Annotated in this window: 17 protein-coding genes; 14 read left to right on the top strand and 3 right to left on the bottom strand. The window is 67.1% G+C overall.

Annotated features, from left to right (window positions below; translation table 11 throughout):
- Nucleotides 1–69: 69 nt before the first annotated feature.
- Nucleotides 70–1071, top strand: a complete 1002-nt coding sequence (locus tag ABLE93_RS08075; protein WP_348839149.1) for an AI-2E family transporter — start codon at nucleotides 70–72, stop codon at nucleotides 1069–1071.
- 25 nt (nucleotides 1072–1096) lie between these two features.
- Here the strand turns inward: ABLE93_RS08075 and ABLE93_RS08070 are convergent, their stop codons facing one another.
- Nucleotides 1097–1903 carry a TetR/AcrR family transcriptional regulator gene (locus tag ABLE93_RS08070; RefSeq protein WP_348839148.1) on the bottom strand — a complete coding sequence of 269 codons (807 nt, stop codon included), beginning with the start codon at nucleotides 1901–1903 and terminating at the stop codon, nucleotides 1097–1099.
- 150 nt (nucleotides 1904–2053) lie between these two features.
- Between ABLE93_RS08070 and kce the strand changes: the two genes are divergently transcribed.
- The 13 genes from kce (at nucleotide 2054) to ABLE93_RS08005 (ending at nucleotide 15056) form a co-directional block, all read left to right on the top strand.
- On the top strand, nucleotides 2054–2986 hold the full coding sequence (gene kce, locus ABLE93_RS08065) for a 3,5-dioxohexanoate:acetyl-CoA acetone transferase (RefSeq protein WP_348839147.1): 933 nt from the start codon (nucleotides 2054–2056) through the stop codon (nucleotides 2984–2986).
- Nucleotides 2987–3212: 226 nt separating this feature from the next.
- Nucleotides 3213–4484 (top strand): amino acid ABC transporter substrate-binding protein, encoded by a 1272-nt coding sequence (locus ABLE93_RS08060; RefSeq protein ID WP_348839146.1) that lies wholly within the window; start codon nucleotides 3213–3215, stop codon nucleotides 4482–4484.
- A 210-nt stretch (nucleotides 4485–4694) separates the two neighbouring features.
- Nucleotides 4695–5570: a branched-chain amino acid ABC transporter permease gene (locus tag ABLE93_RS08055; RefSeq protein WP_348839145.1), complete on the top strand. Its 876-nt coding sequence runs from the start codon at nucleotides 4695–4697 to the stop codon at nucleotides 5568–5570.
- Entirely contained in the window at nucleotides 5567–6559 is a 993-nt protein-coding gene (locus ABLE93_RS08050) for a branched-chain amino acid ABC transporter permease (RefSeq protein ID WP_348839144.1), read from the top strand. Before ABLE93_RS08055 ends, ABLE93_RS08050 begins: the two co-directional genes overlap by 4 nt.
- Entirely contained in the window at nucleotides 6556–7320 is a 765-nt protein-coding gene (locus ABLE93_RS08045) for an ABC transporter ATP-binding protein (protein WP_348839143.1), read from the top strand. The genes ABLE93_RS08050 and ABLE93_RS08045 overlap by 4 nt, the downstream gene beginning before the upstream one ends.
- Nucleotides 7310–8044 (top strand): ABC transporter ATP-binding protein, encoded by a 735-nt coding sequence (locus ABLE93_RS08040; RefSeq protein WP_348839142.1) that lies wholly within the window; start codon nucleotides 7310–7312, stop codon nucleotides 8042–8044. The genes ABLE93_RS08045 and ABLE93_RS08040 overlap by 11 nt, the downstream gene beginning before the upstream one ends.
- A gap of 59 nt (nucleotides 8045–8103) precedes the next feature.
- A complete protein-coding gene (locus ABLE93_RS08035) occupies nucleotides 8104–9060 on the top strand; it encodes a cyclase family protein (RefSeq protein WP_348839141.1) in 957 nt (318 codons plus the stop codon).
- The gene (locus ABLE93_RS08030; RefSeq protein ID WP_348839140.1) at nucleotides 9057–9794 is read left to right on the top strand and encodes an SDR family NAD(P)-dependent oxidoreductase; all 738 of its coding nucleotides are present in this window, start codon (nucleotides 9057–9059) and stop codon (nucleotides 9792–9794) included. The genes ABLE93_RS08035 and ABLE93_RS08030 overlap by 4 nt, the downstream gene beginning before the upstream one ends.
- A 351-nt stretch (nucleotides 9795–10145) precedes the next feature.
- Nucleotides 10146–11390, top strand: a complete 1245-nt coding sequence (locus ABLE93_RS08025; RefSeq protein ID WP_348839139.1) for an FAD binding domain-containing protein — start codon at nucleotides 10146–10148, stop codon at nucleotides 11388–11390.
- 104 nt (nucleotides 11391–11494) lie between these two features.
- Nucleotides 11495–11938, top strand: coding sequence for a cupin domain-containing protein (locus ABLE93_RS08020; RefSeq protein WP_348839138.1), 444 nt, complete (start codon nucleotides 11495–11497; stop codon nucleotides 11936–11938).
- Between the two features lie 41 nt (nucleotides 11939–11979).
- Entirely contained in the window at nucleotides 11980–12789 is an 810-nt protein-coding gene (locus ABLE93_RS08015) for an alpha/beta fold hydrolase (RefSeq protein ID WP_348839137.1), read from the top strand.
- 118 nt (nucleotides 12790–12907) lie between these two features.
- A complete protein-coding gene (locus tag ABLE93_RS08010; RefSeq protein WP_348839136.1) occupies nucleotides 12908–14008 on the top strand; it encodes an LLM class flavin-dependent oxidoreductase in 1101 nt (366 codons plus the stop codon).
- A gap of 55 nt (nucleotides 14009–14063) precedes the next feature.
- Nucleotides 14064–15056 (top strand): Gfo/Idh/MocA family protein, encoded by a 993-nt coding sequence (locus ABLE93_RS08005; protein WP_348839135.1) that lies wholly within the window; start codon nucleotides 14064–14066, stop codon nucleotides 15054–15056.
- 134 nt (nucleotides 15057–15190) lie between these two features.
- Here the strand turns inward: ABLE93_RS08005 and ABLE93_RS08000 are convergent, their stop codons facing one another.
- A complete protein-coding gene (locus ABLE93_RS08000; RefSeq protein WP_348839134.1) occupies nucleotides 15191–15634 on the bottom strand; it encodes a GlcG/HbpS family heme-binding protein in 444 nt (147 codons plus the stop codon).
- Nucleotides 15635–15771: 137 nt separating this feature from the next.
- Complete coding sequence (locus tag ABLE93_RS07995) at nucleotides 15772–16662, bottom strand: NAD(P)-dependent oxidoreductase (RefSeq protein ID WP_348839133.1); 891 nt, start codon at nucleotides 16660–16662, stop codon at nucleotides 15772–15774.
- Between the last annotated feature and the right edge of the window lie 139 nt (nucleotides 16663–16801).

The following is a 16801-nucleotide window of genomic DNA, read 5'->3' as shown; positions in this document are numbered from 1 at the left end:
GAGCCGAAGCGCCCCGCGCGGATTCGGTCTATACAGGCGAGACGGCGGCTTCAGCGCGAGAGAGGGACCATGGCTTCGGACCGGCAGGTGGCACGGCGCGTCGCCATCGCGTGCATCGTCATCGCGCTCGCCTATCTCTCCTACAAGATCTACGACGTCATCCTGCAAGTCTTCGCCGCGATCCTGGTGTCGCTGGCGCTCCACGCCCTTGCCGAGCCGTTTGCCCGGCTCACGCGGTTTCCCGAGCGCTATGCGGTGTTTCCGGTGGCGCTGCTGGTGTTCGGCGGGCTGGGGCTCGCGCTCTATCTCTTCGGCGCCACCATCCAGGTGCAGGTGGCCCAGCTGCTGGACGAGTTGCCGGCCGCCTGGGGCGCCTTCGAGCAGCGCTTCCATCTGGAGGGGCTCGGTGACGACCTCCTGAAGCGCGCGGAAGCGGCGGCACCCTCCAGCGATACGCTGCTGTCAGCGGTGCAGGGGCTGACCTCCAACGTGTTCCAGGTGGTCCTGGGGGTGTTCCTCGTGGTGGTGGGCGGCATCTATTTCGCGGTCTCGCCCGACCTCTACCGGCGCATGTTCCTGTCGTTGTGGCCCAGCTCCGAGCGGGAATCCGTGGACCACCGCCTCGCTACGGTGTCGGAGGATCTGCGCCATTTTCTCAAGGCCCAGCTGATCGCCATGGTGGTCGTGGGCGTGCTGACCTTCGTCGGCCTCACCATCGTCGGGGTGCCGTCGGCCCTGGCGCTGGCGCTGTTCGCGGGGCTCGCGGAATTCGTGCCCATGATCGGCCCGGTGATGGCTGCCGCTCCCGCGGTGCTCATCGCCCTGACCATGGGGATGGATACAGGCCTGTGGACCCTGCTGGTGTTCGTGGTGGTGCAGCAGGCGGAGAGCAACATCATCACCCCGCTGCTGCAGCAGCGCATGGTGTCGCTGCCGCCGGCGGTGACGTTGTTCGCGGTGGTGGCGTTCGGCAACATCTTCGGCGCGCTGGGCGTGGTGCTGGCCACGCCACTCACCGTGCTCGCGTTCGCCGCCTTCAAGGGAAGCCGACCGGGCGCCGGCGAGTCCTGAGCCGTGCGCCACCTGCCGAGGACGCTCAGGGCTTCGCCCGGGCCCTCTTTGTGGTCCCCTTCGTGCCGTCCATGGCCGTTCCCTCTGCCGGAGCGGGGACTGCTTTCTTGGACGGCACTTTGCGCGGGGCTTTCGCCGGCTCTGCGGGGAGCTCGAATTCGTGCAGGAAGGAGCGGATGATCCGCGCCACCATGGTGGCTTTATCCTCCATGGCGGGAAGCCGATGGATGTATTTGCGAACCAGGTAATAGATAAACGTTGAATGAAGGTGCCACGCAAGCTCGTGTTCAAGCGGCTCGATGGTGCCCTTGACCACCAGGCCGCGGTAGTCATGCAGCTCGCGCAGGATCACTTCAAGCAGCCGGTTCACATGGTGCTGGACATAGCGGTTGGTGATGTCGTGGCCGGCAAGGCTGGCGTAGAGCGACACCCTGATCCAATGATACTCGTCCACCGCGTCGAAATAGGCGAGGTAGAAGCGTTCGAGGCGCTCGGGGAAGGGGACTGAGCGATCCTTGAGGTCCTGTTCCCACTGGGGCGACCAGCGCTGCAGGAACACGTTCTGATACACCCGCTCCACCAGATTCTGCTTGGTGCCGAAATAGCGGAATATGAGGCCCTGCGAGACGCCGATGCGCTCGGCAAGCTCCTTGGTCTGCGCCTCGAACCCGTGTTCAGCGAAGAACTCCACAGCCGCGTCGAGGATCATCCGCTCCCGCACTGCGGGATCGAGCCGCGTGCGCGCAGAAGGGCGCTTGGCGACGCCCGTGCGGGCCGCTGTGGAGCTGCGCCGGGGCTCCGGCTTCTCCTTGATGGCAATCGGTTTTTTCACCCTTAACTCCGATCGGCTGGGCACGTCCTTCCGCCCACCCTTCAGCCAACTCCTGTAGCGCTTCGGTAGTCTATTGACAATCGGCTCAATATGTAATGAGTCTTTAGTCAATAAGGCGGCGGGATCAGCTGCCATTTGAGGGAGAGGACGTTGGCAAGATCGAACAAGGTGATCATCACCTGTGCCGTTACGGGCGCCATCCACACGCCCACCATGTCGCCCCATCTGCCCATCACGCCCGACGAGATCGTCGCCGATGCGTTGAAGGCTGCCGAGGCCGGTGCGGCCATCCTGCACCTGCACGCCCGCAATCCCGAGACCGGCCAGCCGGACCAGCGTCCGGAGGCGTTCGCCCCGTTCCTGCCGCGCATCAAGCAGGCGACCGCGGCGGTCATCAACATCACCTCGGGCGGCAGCCCTTACATGAAGGTGGAGGAGCGCGTGCTTCCCGCCGCCACCTTCAAGCCGGAGGTGGCTTCCCTCAACATGGGCTCAATGAACTTCGGGCTGTTCCACCTGCTCGACAAGTACAAGGAGTTCAAGTTCGACTGGGAGCGCACGCATCTCGAGAACACGCGCGATCTCGTGTTCCGCAACACCTTCAAGGATATCGAATATATCCTCACCACCTGCTACGACAACGGCACGCGTTTCGAGTTCGAGTGCTACGACATCGGCCATCTCTACAATCTGGCGCACTTCCTCGACCGCGGCCTGGTGAAGCCGCCGCTGTTCGTGCAGTCGGTGTTCGGGCTTTTGGGCGGCATCGGTCCCCACCCGGAGGACGTGATGCACATGAAGCGCACCTGCGATCGCCTGTTCGGCGACAAATATCGCTGGTCCGTGTTGGGCGCCGGGCGCAACCAGCTGCCCATCGCCGCCATGGCCGCTTCCATGGGCGGCAACATCCGGGTGGGTCTCGAAGATTCCCTCTGGGCCGGGCGCGGCAAGCTTGCCACCTCGAACGCCGATCAGGTGACGCTCGCCCGCAAGATCATCGAAGGTCTCGGCCTTGAGATCGCGAGCCCGGACGAAGCCCGCGAGATCCTGGAACTCAAAGGCGCAGACAAGACCAATATCTGAGTGTGCGTTCATGCGAGCAAGCTGCCGGGCGGGCGCCAAACTGTCCGGCAGTTCCGGTCAATAAACACGGCCGGCCATCGAGCTGGTCGAGCGTTATCCGTGTTCCCTGAAAATATGACTGCGGAAAGACCCTGATCCCGGAGGGAATAATCCCGCGGGGCAGTCTTCTCGCAGAAAACAAGTCCACAGAGTGGCCGAAAACAAGGCCGCCTTAGAGGAGGAAACCATGGATCCGCAGAACAAGATTTCTCGCCGAACAGCCGTTGCCGGGATCGCTGCCGGCCTCGCCATCGCCAGCCTGCCGGCTGTGGCCCAGACGGCCGGCCCGCCGATCCGCATCGGCATGGGCATCGCCCTGTCGGGCGGCCTTGCCGCCTTCGGCAAGTCGGCGCTCCTCGCCATGCAGCTTTGGGCCGCGGACGTGAACGCCAAGGGCGGCCTGCTGGGCCGCAAGGTCGAGCTCGTCTACTATGATGACCAAAGCAACCCCGCCACGGTTCCGGGCATCTATGCCAAGCTGATCGACGTGGACAAGGTGGATCTCGTGGTCTCCGGCTATGCGAGCAGCCAGATCGTCGCCGCCATGCCGACAGTGATGCAGAAGAAGAAGGTCTTCATGACCTTGTTCGGCCTCGCGGCGAACGACAAGTTCAACTATGATCGCTATTTCCAGATGCAGCCGAACGGGCCGGTGGCACGCACCGAGTTCTCGAAGGGCTTCCTCAACGTCGCCATGACCATGGACCCGAAGCCCACCACCATCGCTCTGGTGGGCGGCGATGCCGAATTCCCTTCGATCGCCCTCGACGGCGCGCGGGAAAACGCCAAGGCCATGGGCCTCAAGATTGTCTACGACCGGACCTATCCGCCGAACACCATCGAATTCGCCTCGGTGGTTCGCGCGATCAAGTCCACCAACCCGGATCTTGTGTTCGTCGCCTCTTATCCCCCGGATTCCGCCGGCATGGTGCGGGCGGTGCGAGAAGTCGGCATCGACGCCAAGATGTTCGGCGGCGGCATGATCGGGCTGCAATCTGCGGCGCTGAAGACCCAGCTCGGACCCATGCTGAACGGCGTGGTCGCCTATGATCTCTACGCCCCCGAATCCACCATGAAGTTTCAGGGCGTCGAGGATTTTCTCACCCGCTACCGGCTCGATGCAGCCAAGCAGGGCGTTGACCCCCTCGGCTTCTACATCGCGCCGCTGGCCTATGCCGAGTTGCAGATCCTTGGCCAGGCCGTGGAGGCGACCAAGTCGCTCGACGATGCGAAGCTCGCCAAGTACATCCACGACACCACGTTCCAGACCATCGCCGGCGAGATCCGCTTCCAGGAGCGCGGCGAGTGGGCGGAGCCCCGCATCCTGCTCGTCCAGTTCCAGGGCATCGCCGGCAACGACGTCGCCCAGTTCATGGAAGCGGGACGGCAGGTGATCGTCTATCCGAGCAAGTTCAAGTCCGGAACCTTCAAGTATCCCTTCAGCGCCGCCTCGAAGTGAGGACGGCCTGAGCCGGCGGCGGCGGGCTCCCCTTCGAGGGCCCGCCGTGGCGTTCGCTTCGGAAGCGCAGCCGCGGGCCAATGCCCGCCGGCGACAGCTGCCGCATGCGACGCCGGAAGATCGCATCACGGCCGCGCCTCGCCGCCGTGACACCGGCAACACGATGCCCGCCATCCACCCTCCGCAGGGGGCGATGGACTGGAGAAGGACATGGATTTCAGCTGGGACCTGCTGCTGAACGCGGTGGCCTCCGGAATCATGCTCGGCGGCTTCTATGCCGCCGTCGCGGTCGGAGTGACCATCGCCTTCGGCATGCTCGACATCGTCAACATCGCCCACCCGGCCTTCATCGTGCTGGGATCGTTCCTCGCCTATCTCAGCATCAACGGGCTCGGGATCGATCCTTTCCTGTCGGTGGGTGTCTTCGCCGTGGCGGGCTTCCTGTTCGGGCGCGTCTTCTACCGGGCCTATTACTACTTCTTTGAAAGGCGCGGAGACGATTCCCTCCAGGGATTGGCGTTCTTCTTCGGCATCATGTTCATCGTCGAGATCAGCTTGGTGCTCATCTTCGGCGTGGACTACCGGCTGATCGATCTGCCCTATCTCGCCAAGACCTACGAGATGGGCGTGGTGCAGATCCCGCTTCGGCTCGCCGCGCCCTGCGTGGCCGGCATCGCCATGCTGGTGGCGATCCAGCTCTACCTGTCGCGTACCTTCACCGGGCGCGCCATTCTCGCTGTCGCTCAAGATCTTGAGGCGGTGCGCTTCGTGGGGGCGGACCCCATCCGCGCCAAGGAGATCGCCTTCGGCATCGCGGTGGGCTCGGCCATCATCGCCGGCGTGCTGCTCATCATCATCCAGTCGGTAGAGCCCTCCATCGGCCGGGAGTTCATCGGCCGGGCGTTCGCCATCTGTGTCCTCGGCGGAATGACGAGCCTGCCCGGCACGCTCATCGCCGCCATGATCCTCGGCATCGCCGAGACAATCACCTCCACCTTCTTCGGACCCTCCTGGTCGCCTGCGGTCGCCTTCGGACTGCTGCTTGCGACTCTCGCCTTCCGTCCCGCGGGGATCCTCGGCCGATGACCGTCGCCTCCTCCCATCTCATCGCGCCCTCCGCCCGGCGGACACCGCGCGCCTTCAGCCTGCCGGTGCTCCTCGTGGGCGTGGCGATCGTCGCCCTCGAACTCTTCGTCGGCGGCAGTGTCGGCGAATACTATCTGCTGCTCGCCTACGTGATCCTTCAGTATCTCGTCGTCGCCACGGGCTGGAACATCCTCGGCGGCTATGCGGGCTACGTGAACTTCGGCACCGCAGCCTTCTTTGCCGTCGGCTGCTACACCACGATCGCGCTGCAGAAGCTCGCCAACGTCCCGCTGCCGATCAGCATCCTCGCAGCCGGCGTGGTGGCGGGATTACTCGGGCTCGCCACCGGCTATCTCACACTGAGGCTGCGCGGCGTGTTCTTCTCCATCGCCACGCTGGCGCTCGCCGTGGTGCTCCAGACGCTGATCATCAACTGGAGCTTCGTCGGCGGCGCTCGCGGTACCTACGTGCTGCGGCCAGATCCGATCGCCCCGTTCACCACCTATGTGCAGTACCTGCTGGTGCTGATGACGGTCCTCGCCGTCGCGTCCGTGCTCATCGCCATCGCGGTGGAGCGGTCGTGGATCGGCATGGGTCTCGCCGCCATCCGCGACGACGAGCTCGCGGCGGAGGCCAGCGGCGTGCCTGGGCTCCGGCTCAAGCTCATCGCCACCACCCTCTGCGGTGCGCTTATGGGCATGGCGGGCGCGCCCTTCCCCTACTTCATCACCTATGTGGAGCCGGCCTCCGCCTTCAGTCTCGCCATCGCGGTGAACGCCATCGCCATGCCGCTGATCGGCGGGACCGCCACCTGGTGGGGGCCCGTGGTGGGAACGGTGCTGCTGGGCACCACCCAGCAGGTGCTGACCGTCACCATCTCGTCGGCGGCGAACCTGCTCATCGTCGGCATCCTGCTGGTGGTGTTCGTCACGGCGGCACCGACCGGCGTCGTCGGCCTCGTGCGCGGCATGCGGGGAGGGCGGCGATGATCATTCAGCGCCACGTCTCTTCCAGCCGCGCGCCTGCCGGCAGCCCTCCGGTCCTCGAAGCCATCGGCGTCACCAAGCGCTTCGGCGGCTTCGTCGCCCTCGACGGCGTGGATTTCTCCATGGCGCCGGGCGAGCGGGTCGCGCTCATCGGTCCCAACGGATCCGGCAAGAGCACGTTCGTGAACTGCCTGAGCGGCGCGCTGACCCCGGAGGCCGGCAGCGTCCGCTTCGAGGGCAAGCTCGTCACAGGCATGCCGCCCTGGCAGCGGGCGCGGGCGGGTCTGGTGCGCAGCTTCCAGATCCCGCGGCCGTTCCGCCGCCTTTCGGTCATCGAGAACATCGAGGTGCCGCTCAACTTCGCGCTCGCCGAGCCGCCGCCGGGCGGCAACGCCCGGCGGGCTCTGGACATCCTGGAAAGCATCGGCCTCGGGGCCAAGGCCTATGGCAGCCCGAAGGACCTGAGCCAGGTGGAACTGCGCAAGCTGGAGCTCGGGCGTGCGCTGGCCGCCAATCCGCGCCTGCTCATCGCCGACGAGGCCATGGCCGGCCTGTCCGACAGCGAGGTGGACGAGATCGTCGACCTGCTGGAACGGCTCAACGCGCAGGGCATCGCCATCATCCTCATCGAGCACATCATGCGCGCGGTGATGCGGTTCTCCGAGCGGATCATCGTGCTGGTGGCCGGGCGCAAGATCGCCGACGGCCTGCCCGGCGAGGTGATGCGCCAGGAAGAGGTGGAAAGGGCATACCTTGGCCAATAGCATCACCATCGAAAGCCTCAGCGCCGGCTATGGCTCGGTGCGCGTGCTCTCCGGCATCGACATGCACGTGGGCTCCGGCGAGACGGTGGCCCTGCTCGGCACCAACGGCAACGGCAAGAGCACGCTCATCAAGTGCATCACCGGGCAGGTCCAGCCCACGGCGGGCCGGGTCAGCGCCACCATCGACGGGGTCGTGCACGACCTCGCCGGCCGCTCCACGCAGGACATCATCAACCTCGGGATCGCCATCGTCCCGGAGGGCCGGCGGCTGTTCCCCAAGCTGACGGTGGAGGAGAACCTGCTGCTCGGCGCCTTCCGCGCCGCGGCGCGCTCGCGGCGGGAGGAGAGCCTCGCCTTCTGCTACGAGGCCTTCCCCCGCCTGAAGGAGCGCCGCACCCAGCTCGCCGGCTCCATGAGCGGCGGCGAGCAGCAAATGCTCGCCATCGCCCGGGCGCTGATGACGCTGCCCAAGATCCTGCTGGTGGACGAGCCCTCGGTGGGCCTCGCCCCGATCCTGGTGGCGCGGACCATCGACACCATCGCCGATCTCAAGCAGCGCCTCGGCCTCACCGTGCTGATGGCAGAGCAGAACTTCCCGCAGGCGATCCGCATCGCCGATCGCGGCTATGTCCTCGTCCACGGGCGCATCGCGCTCACCGCGGACGATCCCCAGGCCCTGCGCGACAGCGACATCGTGCGCCAGCTCTATCTCGGCGGCGCCTGAGACCCGTCTTTCACCACCCTCATGGGGCAACCCTGAGGATCTACCCCAAGGACCAGACCATGGACATCAAAGTCGGAAAAGACGCCATCCTGGAAGCCAGCCAGAAGCTCTCCAACTGGGGACGCTGGGGCAAGGACGACGAGATCGGCACCCTCAACAACATCACCCCCGAGAACGTCGTCGATGCGGCCGGACTGGTGAAGAAGGGCAAGATCTTCGCCCTCGGCATCCCGCTCGACAGCAAGGGACCTCAGAACGGCATGTTCGGCGGCCGCTGGAACCCGATCCACACCATGCTCGCCACCGGCACCGATGCCATCGCCGGCCGGTTCGACCTGACCAATAAGATCCGCTACGCCGACGACGCCCTGCACATGCCGGTGCAGGCCGCAACCCATTGGGATTCGCTCGGCCACGTCTTCTACGAAGACAAGATGTACAACGGCTACGAGGCGAAGCTGGTGGATTCCGGCGGCGTGCACAAGAACGGCATCGAGCACACCCGCAACAAGATGATCGGCCGTGGCGTGCTGCTGGATGTGGCCCGCTACAAGAAGGTCGATTTCCTCGAGGACGGCTACGGCATCTCCAACGACGAGCTCGACGCGGTGGCGAAGGCCGAGGGTGTCGAGATCCGCAAGGGCGACTTCGTCATCATCCGCACCGGCCAGATGGAAGAACGCCTCAGGACCGGCCAGTGGGGCGGCTATGCGGGCGGCGACGCGCCGGGCGTGAAGTTCGAGAACTGCTATTGGAGCCAGGACAAGCAGATCGCCGCCATCTGCTCCGACACCTGGGGCGTCGAGGTGCGGCCGAACGAGACCGACGAGGTGTTCCAGCCCTGGCACTGGGTCGTCATTCCCTCCATGGGCCTCACCATGGGCGAGATCTTCTATCTCAAGGAGCTGGCCGAGGACTGCGCGGCGGACGGTGTCTACGAGTTCATGTTCTGCGCCCCGCCGCTGGTCATCACCGGGGGAACCGGCTCGCCGATCAATCCGCAGGCCATCAAATGAGTGACGGCGCTCTGGCGGGTCAGACCGCCATCGTCACCGGCGCCGGCAAGGGCATCGGGCGCGCCTGCGCCCTCGCCCTCGCCGGGGCGGGCGCCCACGTGATCGCGGTCGCGCGCACCGCTGCCGATCTCGAAAGCCTCGAGAAGGCGGCGCCGGGGCGGATCGAGGCTTGGGTCGAGGACGTGCGGGGAGATGCCCTGCCCGCACGCATCCGTGGCCTGAAGCGGCTCGACGTCCTGGTGAACAATGCCGGCACGAACAAGCTCCAGTTCGTGCTCGACGTGGACGACGAGACGCTCGACATGCTCATCGCCCTCAACATCCGCGCGGCCTTCAAGGTGGCGCAGGCGGCTGCGGCGGTGATGGTGGCGCAGGGGGGAGGGGGCTCCATCGTCAACATCTCCTCCCAGGTGGGCCATGTGGGCGGGCCGCGGCGTACGGTCTATTCCATGACCAAGCACGCGGTTGAAGGCATGACCAAGTCCATGGCCATCGACCTCGCCCCGCACAAGATCCGCGTCAATGCGGTGGCGCCGACCGTGGTGGAGACGCCGATGACGGCGCCCTTCTTCAAAGACCCCGCCTATCGCGAGGCGGCCATGGCCTCGATCCCGCTGAAGGAGGTGCTCCAGCCGGAGGATGTGGCCGGGGCGGTGCTCTATCTCGCCTCACCGGTCTCGCGCCTCGTCACCGGCTCTAGCCTCAGGGTGGACGGCGGGGCGACCGCCATGTGACCTCGGCCCGCGGTGACCTCGGCCCGCCCGGCCGATCGCCGCGCGGACGTCCAACCTCCGGGAGAACCGCGTTCCGCCGGCTCGTGTCCTCGCCGGAACGCGCCTCCCCCACTGCACGCACCGGCCGATCCCTTTCCTCCTTTCGGCCGGTGCGTGCTTTCTTTTTTCATGACCATGCCCGGACCTTGCCTCCACGCCGTCAATGCGCGCCGCGCCGGCCGCTGCGGTGCGCATTGACGGCGCACGAGAGGCGCGTCATAAATTATCGAACGATCAATAATGCAACGCCGGCTCGCGACGCGCGGGCACGAAGCGGATGCGGGCCAGCAATGCGGCCCAAGGGAGGGTGGTATGGCGCACAATCCTGGGGCGGGACCGCCGCGGGCGCTCGTCATCGGCGGCTCCATGGCGGGGCTCTTCACCGCTTTGCTTCTGCGAAAGGCCGGCTGGCGGGCGGAGATATTCGAGCGCATCGGCTCCGAACTCGCCGGCCGTGGAGCGGGGATCGTCACGCACCATCAGTTGCTGGAGATCATGCGGCGGTGCGGCGTAGACACCGCGGCCGCCCGCGTGGGAGTGCCGGTCCAGGGGCGCCGCGTCTTCTCTCGCAGTGGCGAGCTCGTCGCCGAGATGCCGCTGCAACAGATCGTCACCTCGTGGGGACATCTGCACGGTCTTCTGCGCAAGGCCTTCCCCGATGACCACTTCCACCACGGCCGGGCCCTCGTGCGCGTGGAGGAGCGCGGCGCGCGGGTCGCCGCCCATTTCGCCGACGGCAGCGTGGAGGAGGGCGACCTGCTGGTGGGCGCCGACGGCATCGCATCCACCGTCCGCGCCCAGCTCGCACCCAACGTTACCCCTTCCTTCGTGGGCTACATCGCCTGGCGCGGCCTGGTGGATGAGGCAGCGCTATCGGAAAGCACCCGGGCCGACCTGTGCGATCATTTCCCCTTCTGCCTGCCACCGGGTGAGCAAATGCTCGGCTATCCGGTGGCTGGCGTCGGCGAGGTCATGGAACGTGGCCGCCGCCGCTTCAACTTCGTCTGGTACCGGCCGGTCGCCGGCCCCGGCGCGCTGCAGGATTTGCTGACCGACCGCGACGGCGTGCAGCACGGCCTCTCCATCCCGCCGGACAGGATCCGCCCCGAAGTGGTCGCGCGGATGCGGGCCGATGCGGCGGCAACGCTGGCACCCCAGTTTGCCGAGGTGGTGGAGCGCACGCCCCAGCCCTTCATCCAGGTGATTCAGGACCTTGCCGCGCCGCAGATGGTTCTGGGACGGCGCACGGTTATCCTCGGCGATGCCGCGTTCGTCGCACGCCCCCATGTGGGGATGGGTGTCACAAAGGCCGCTGGTGACGCCGAGACGCTGATGGAGGCCCTCGGGCGCAACCCATCCGACATGGCTGCCGCCCTTGCCGCATTCGAGGCAGACCGTCTCGCTTTCGGCGCTGCCGTGGTGCGGCGGGCCCAGCGGCTCGGACTCTACATCGAGCCGCGCGAACTCAGCGCGGAAGAGCGCGCCCACGCCGAACATCATCGCCAGCCCGCCGCCATCATGGCGGAGACCGCGGTCGCCACCGGAATTGCCGCCTAACGCCGGCGGTGGCGCGGTGGGTCAGCGAGGTGCCGACGTGGCCACGGGGCACGCCGCCGCGATTGGCCAAGGGCTCAAGGCAAGCCCTTCAGGAGGAACGGCAGATGGACAAGCATGTGATCTCGACATGGCCCGCCGCTCCGGCGACATGGCCGGCGGCGCTGCAGGAGGAGTTCACGGCGCGGCGCGGCGACGGGCGGGTGGGCGGCCGACTGGTGTCGCAGACCGACAGGGTTCGGGTGTGGATGATCGCCCTGTCGCCGGGCGAGCGGATCGGCTTCCACACCCATGTCCTCGACTATTTCTGGACCTGCACCACGGGCGGCGCCGCACGCTCGCACTACAGCGACGGCCGCACCGTGGACGTCACATATGCGCCCGGCGAGACGCGCCATATGAGCTTCGAAGCCGGCAGCTTCATGATCCACGACCTCGAGAATACGGGGCCGGAGACGCTGGTCTTCACCACCGTCGAATTCCTCGACAGCGCGAACGCCCCGCTGCCCTTGCCCGCGGATGTGCTTCAGGCCACGCCCGCAGCCGCGTGACGAACCGGCCCGCCGGAACAACAAAAACGAGAGGGGACGACATGGGCGACGTGATGATGGTGCCGGTCAATGGCGCGGACCTCGCCGTCCGCATCGATGGCGATGCCGGCAAGCCCTGGATGGTGCTGTCCAATTCGCTCGCCTGTACGCTGGAGAGCTGGCGCTTCCAGATGGAGCTTCTGACCCGCACGCACCGGGTGCTGCGCTATGACACCCGCGCCCATGGCGCCAGCTCCGCGCCTGCGGGTCCCTACACCATGGACACGTTCGTCATCGATCTCGTCGGGCTGATGGATCATTTCAGCATCGGCCGCGCCGACCTTCTCGGCCTGTCCCTCGGCGGCATGGCCGCCATCGGCCTCGCCATTCGCCATCCCGAGCGGGTGGGGCGGCTGATGGCAGCCGCGGCGCGCACGGACACCAATGCGGCCTTCCTTGAGAATTGGGACGTGCGCTGCGCGGCGGTGCGGGCGGCGGGGGGCATGTCGGGGGTGGCCGATTTCACCCTCGCCCGCTGGTTCACGCCGGCCTTCCACGCCGCCCATCCCGAAGTGGTGCAGGAGGCGAGGGAGATGATCCTTGGCTGCGACGTGGACGGCTATCTCGCCTGCGCCGATGCACTCAGGGGTCTCGATTACAAGCGCCAGCTCGGCTCCATCGGGTGCCCGGCCCTGTTCATGGCCGGACGGGAAGACGGCGGGGCGTCGCCGGATGAGATCCGGTCCATGGCAGCCCTGACGCCGGGTGCGCGCTTCGGCGTGATCGAGGCTGCCCATATCGTCACCATGGAGAACCCCGCCGCCTTCAATGCGCTGGTGGCGTCGTTCCTCGCCGAGGCCCAGGCGGCATGAGGACGGGGGCCGACGAAGGTGTCCGGCCTTCGAATGGCATCAGGACCATGCCGGACATCAGAGCCAGTCAAAGAAATCGCCGGCTACCAGACCTGGCGAAAACATGCGGGAGGGAGGAATGAAGCTCGGATTCTTCACCATGCCGATCCATCCCCTCGACAAGGACTGGCGGCAGTCCCTCAGCGAGGATCGCGAGGCCTTCGTTCTGGCGGACGAGCTCGGCTTCACCGAGGGCTATTGCGGCGAGCACGCCACCGACCAGGCGGAGAACATCACGTCCTGCGCCATGTTCATGGCGTGGATCGCCTCGCACACGCGGAACATCCGTCTCGGCACCGGCACCATCAACATGCCCAACAGCCACCCGGCGGCGGTGGCGGGGCAGATCGCCATGCTCGATCACATGCTGGACGGCCGCTTCAACTTCGGCATCAGCCCCGGCGGCCTGCTCTCCGACGCGGAGGTGTTCGGCAATCTCGACGCGGACCGCAACGCCATGTTCGTGGAAGGCATCGACGCCGTGCTGGCCATCTGGGCGGGCCAGGTGCCCTACGACATCAAGGGCCGCTACTGGACCATCTCCACCGCGCGAACCCAGATGCCGGAGATCGGCCAGGGCATCATGCCCCGCCCCCTCCAGCAGCCGCACCCGCCCATCGTGGTGACGGTCGTGGCGCCCTATTCCAAGGGCGTGACCGAGGCAGCGGCGCGGGGCTGGCTGCCCATCTCGGCCAACTTCCTCCTGCCGAAATGGGTGGCGACCCACTGGCCGAAATATGCGGACGGCTGTGCCCGCGCGGGCCGCGTTGCCGATCCCGACGACTGGCGCGTGGCCAAGAGCGTGTTCGTCGCCGACGACCTCGCCACCGCCCGCGCCTACGCTCTGGGTCCGCAGAGCCCGTATCGCTTCTACTACAGCCAGCTGCTCACCAAGATGAAGGCGAACAAGCGGGTGGAGCTGTTCAAGGCCGATCCGGCCATGTCCGACGACGACGTGACCCTCGACCGCGTGCTCGACGAGCTGGTCATCTGGGGCACGCCCGACAAAGTGGCGGAGGATCTGCTCGCCTTCCAGGACATCACCGGACCGTTCGGCACGCTTCTCTATGCCGGAAAGGATTGGGCCGACAGGGATCTTGCCCGCCGCTCCATGGTCCTCCTCGCCGAGCAGGTGGCGCCTCGCCTTGCCCGGGCCGGCGGGGCGCGCGCCGCCGAGTAAACGCCGACATTTTCACTGGATCAGCGCGCAGCCGATGCGTTGGGGAGGCCGAGGCATGCTTGAGGTGGGGCTGGCAGGGCTCGGGTGGTGGGGCAGCGTCATGCTGCAGGCGCTCGCCGGCAGCGCGCATGTGCGCATCGTCGCGGCGGCCGATCCGGATCCGGCGAAGGCGGCCGTCGCAGCCCGGCATTCCGTGCGTTTCGTGCCGAACGTCGAGGCGCTGCTTGCCGATCCGGAACTGCAGGGGATCATCCTGTGCACGCCGCAGGACGGCCATGCCGGACAGATCGTCGCCGCCGCTATGGCCGGCAAGCATGTCTTCTGCGAGAAGCCGCTCTGCCTGACCCGGGCCGATGCCGAGCGCGCGGTGGCTGCCTGCGCCGCCCACGGCCGGGTGCTGGGGGTCGGCCACGAGCGCCGCTTCGAGCCGCCCATGGTGGATCTCATGGCGCGCATCGCCGGAGGAGACCTGGGCACCATCCTTCAACTGGAAGCCAATTTCAGCCAGGACAAGTTTCTTGCCCTGCCACCGGGCGGCTGGCGCACCAGCCGCAGCAACCCCGTGGGTCCCGCCACCGCCACCGGCGTTCACCTCATCGATCTGGCAACCGCCATCCTCGGACCCGCTGACCACGTGCTCGCCAACCTTGCGACGCTGGCCACCGATTTCGAGAACGGCGACACGCTCGCCATGAGCATCCGCTTTGCCAGCGGCGCAAATGCGCTGTTGTCCGCCATCCTGGCCACGCCCTTCGACGGGCGCGTCGCCGTCTATGGCAGCGCGGGATGGGCCGAGGTGCGGGACAAGGCGCATCCCGAGCACTCGGAGGGCTGGATCGCCACCTATGTGCGGCGCGGCCAGCCGCGGGAACAGATCGAATATCCCGCCGCCGGCGCGGTGCGGGCGAACGTGGAGGCTTTCGCCATCGCCGCCGGTGGCGGCCCGCCCTATCCCATCGCAACGGGGCAGATGATCGACACGGTGGCGGCGCTGGAAGCCGTGTTCGCCTCGGCGGCGACCGGCCAGCCCGCGCGCGTGCCAGGCTGAGCCTCCGGCTCCCGCCGCGGCGGAGCAGGGGAGTGTGCGAGGCCCTGAGAGATGACCGGCTGTTGGCCGCGGCCTATAGGAGCGATCCTTCGCCGCCGCTGCCCGTCCAAGCCCGCAAGGCGCTGGCGGGGCTCCTATCCCTCCGGTGGCCGCGCGCCGGTCTGGCCCACGAGCCCCGCCGCGGCGATGCCGGCGAGGGCGCAGGCTTCGTCATTGTCGGACGTGTCGCCGGAGATGCCGACGGCGCCGATGATGCCGGACGTGTCACGGATCAGCACGCCGCCGGCCACCGGCACCAGCCGCCCCTGGCTCGCCGCGGCGAGGGCGTTGAAGAAGTGAGGCACCTTGGTCGCGCGCTCGCCGAGCTCCCGCGAGCCGATGCCCATGCCCAGCGCGCCCCACGCCTTTCCCGAAGCGATCTCCACCCGCAGGATGCCCGAATTGTCCTCCCGCTGGAGCGCGACGAGGTGGCCGCCAGTGTCGAGCACGGCCACGGTGAGCGGTGCCAGTTGCAATTCATGGCCCTTGGCCAGCGCCGCATGGATGATCTCGAGGGCCTTCTGAAGCGAAAGTCCCATGGTCTGCCTCCTGATCTCTCAGTGTCATTCCCGGCGCAGCGAGCGTCCGACGCTCGAATGAAGCTTCGTGCAGGACCATCCGGCCCGCCGGCGCTTTTGAGCAGCGCGAGCGGGACAGATGCGCGACGCGGCCGCCTTCAGGCGCCGGTGCGAAAGGCCCAGTCGATGGTGAGCGCGGCGCCGTCGCTGTCGCCGAGGCCCTTGCGGCTGGCCTCGTCGTAGATGGCGAGCGTGCGCGCCGCCACCGGCAGCTCCGTGCCGATGGCCCGCGCCGCGGCCACCATGGTGCGAAGATCCTTGCGGATTCCGTCCACCGAGAAGCCGGCGGGCCCGGGGTCCTTGCCGGCCAGGGCCTTGGCCATGACATCGCGGCGGACCTTGAGGACGTTCATGCCACCCGAGGTCTCGGCGAGGAAGTCCACCAGCCATTCCGGATCGAGGCCGAGGTGACGGCACAGGGCATAGGCTTCGCCCAGGCTCTGGTAATAGACCAGCAGCGGCAGGTTGATGGCGAGCTTCAGGCTGGCGCCGGCGCCAACCGGCCCCACATGCTCCACCCGCCGGCAAAGGTCCGCCAGCACGGGCCGCGCCCGCTCGAAGTCGGCGTCGGCGCCGCCCGCGAGGCCAAGCAGATTGCCAGTGCGGGCCGGGCCGGTGGTGCCGCCGACCGGGCATTCGACGAAGGCGCCACCGGCGGCTTGGACCTGCTTGGCCAGGGCGATCTCCTCCTCGGGCAGCACGGTGCTCATATCGATGAACAAAGGCGCGTGGGGCAGGGGGGCGGAAAGGAGGCCCTGCGGACCTGTATAGACGTCCTTCAGAGCGGCGCCGTCGAGCAGGGAGGTGATGATGACCTCCGCATCCCGGGCGAGGTCCGCCGGCGAGGCCGCGACGGTCGCTCCCGCCTGCTGGAGCGGCGCCAGCTTGTCCTGCGACCGGTTCCAGACGGCGACCGAATGACCCTTCTCCAGCAGGCGCTGCGCCATGGCGCTGCCCATGCGTCCCATACCTGCGAACCCGATCTTCATGAAAACCTCCCTGCGGACGGCATTGCGCAGCCGCTTTTTGCTCTTGCTAATGATCGGGCGATCAATAACATGACCCACGCATCCTGCAAGCTGAACAATCAGCAAATTGGGTCAGTCGGCAAGTAACCGCCAGTAACAA

Origin of the sequence: Xanthobacter pollutisoli (genome assembly GCF_040044995.1) — a bacterium.
In the GTDB taxonomy this organism is placed as follows: Bacteria; Pseudomonadota; Alphaproteobacteria; order Rhizobiales; family Xanthobacteraceae; genus Xanthobacter.
Note: the sequence above shows the minus strand (reverse complement) of the source record. Positions and strands in the feature narration are given on the sequence as shown.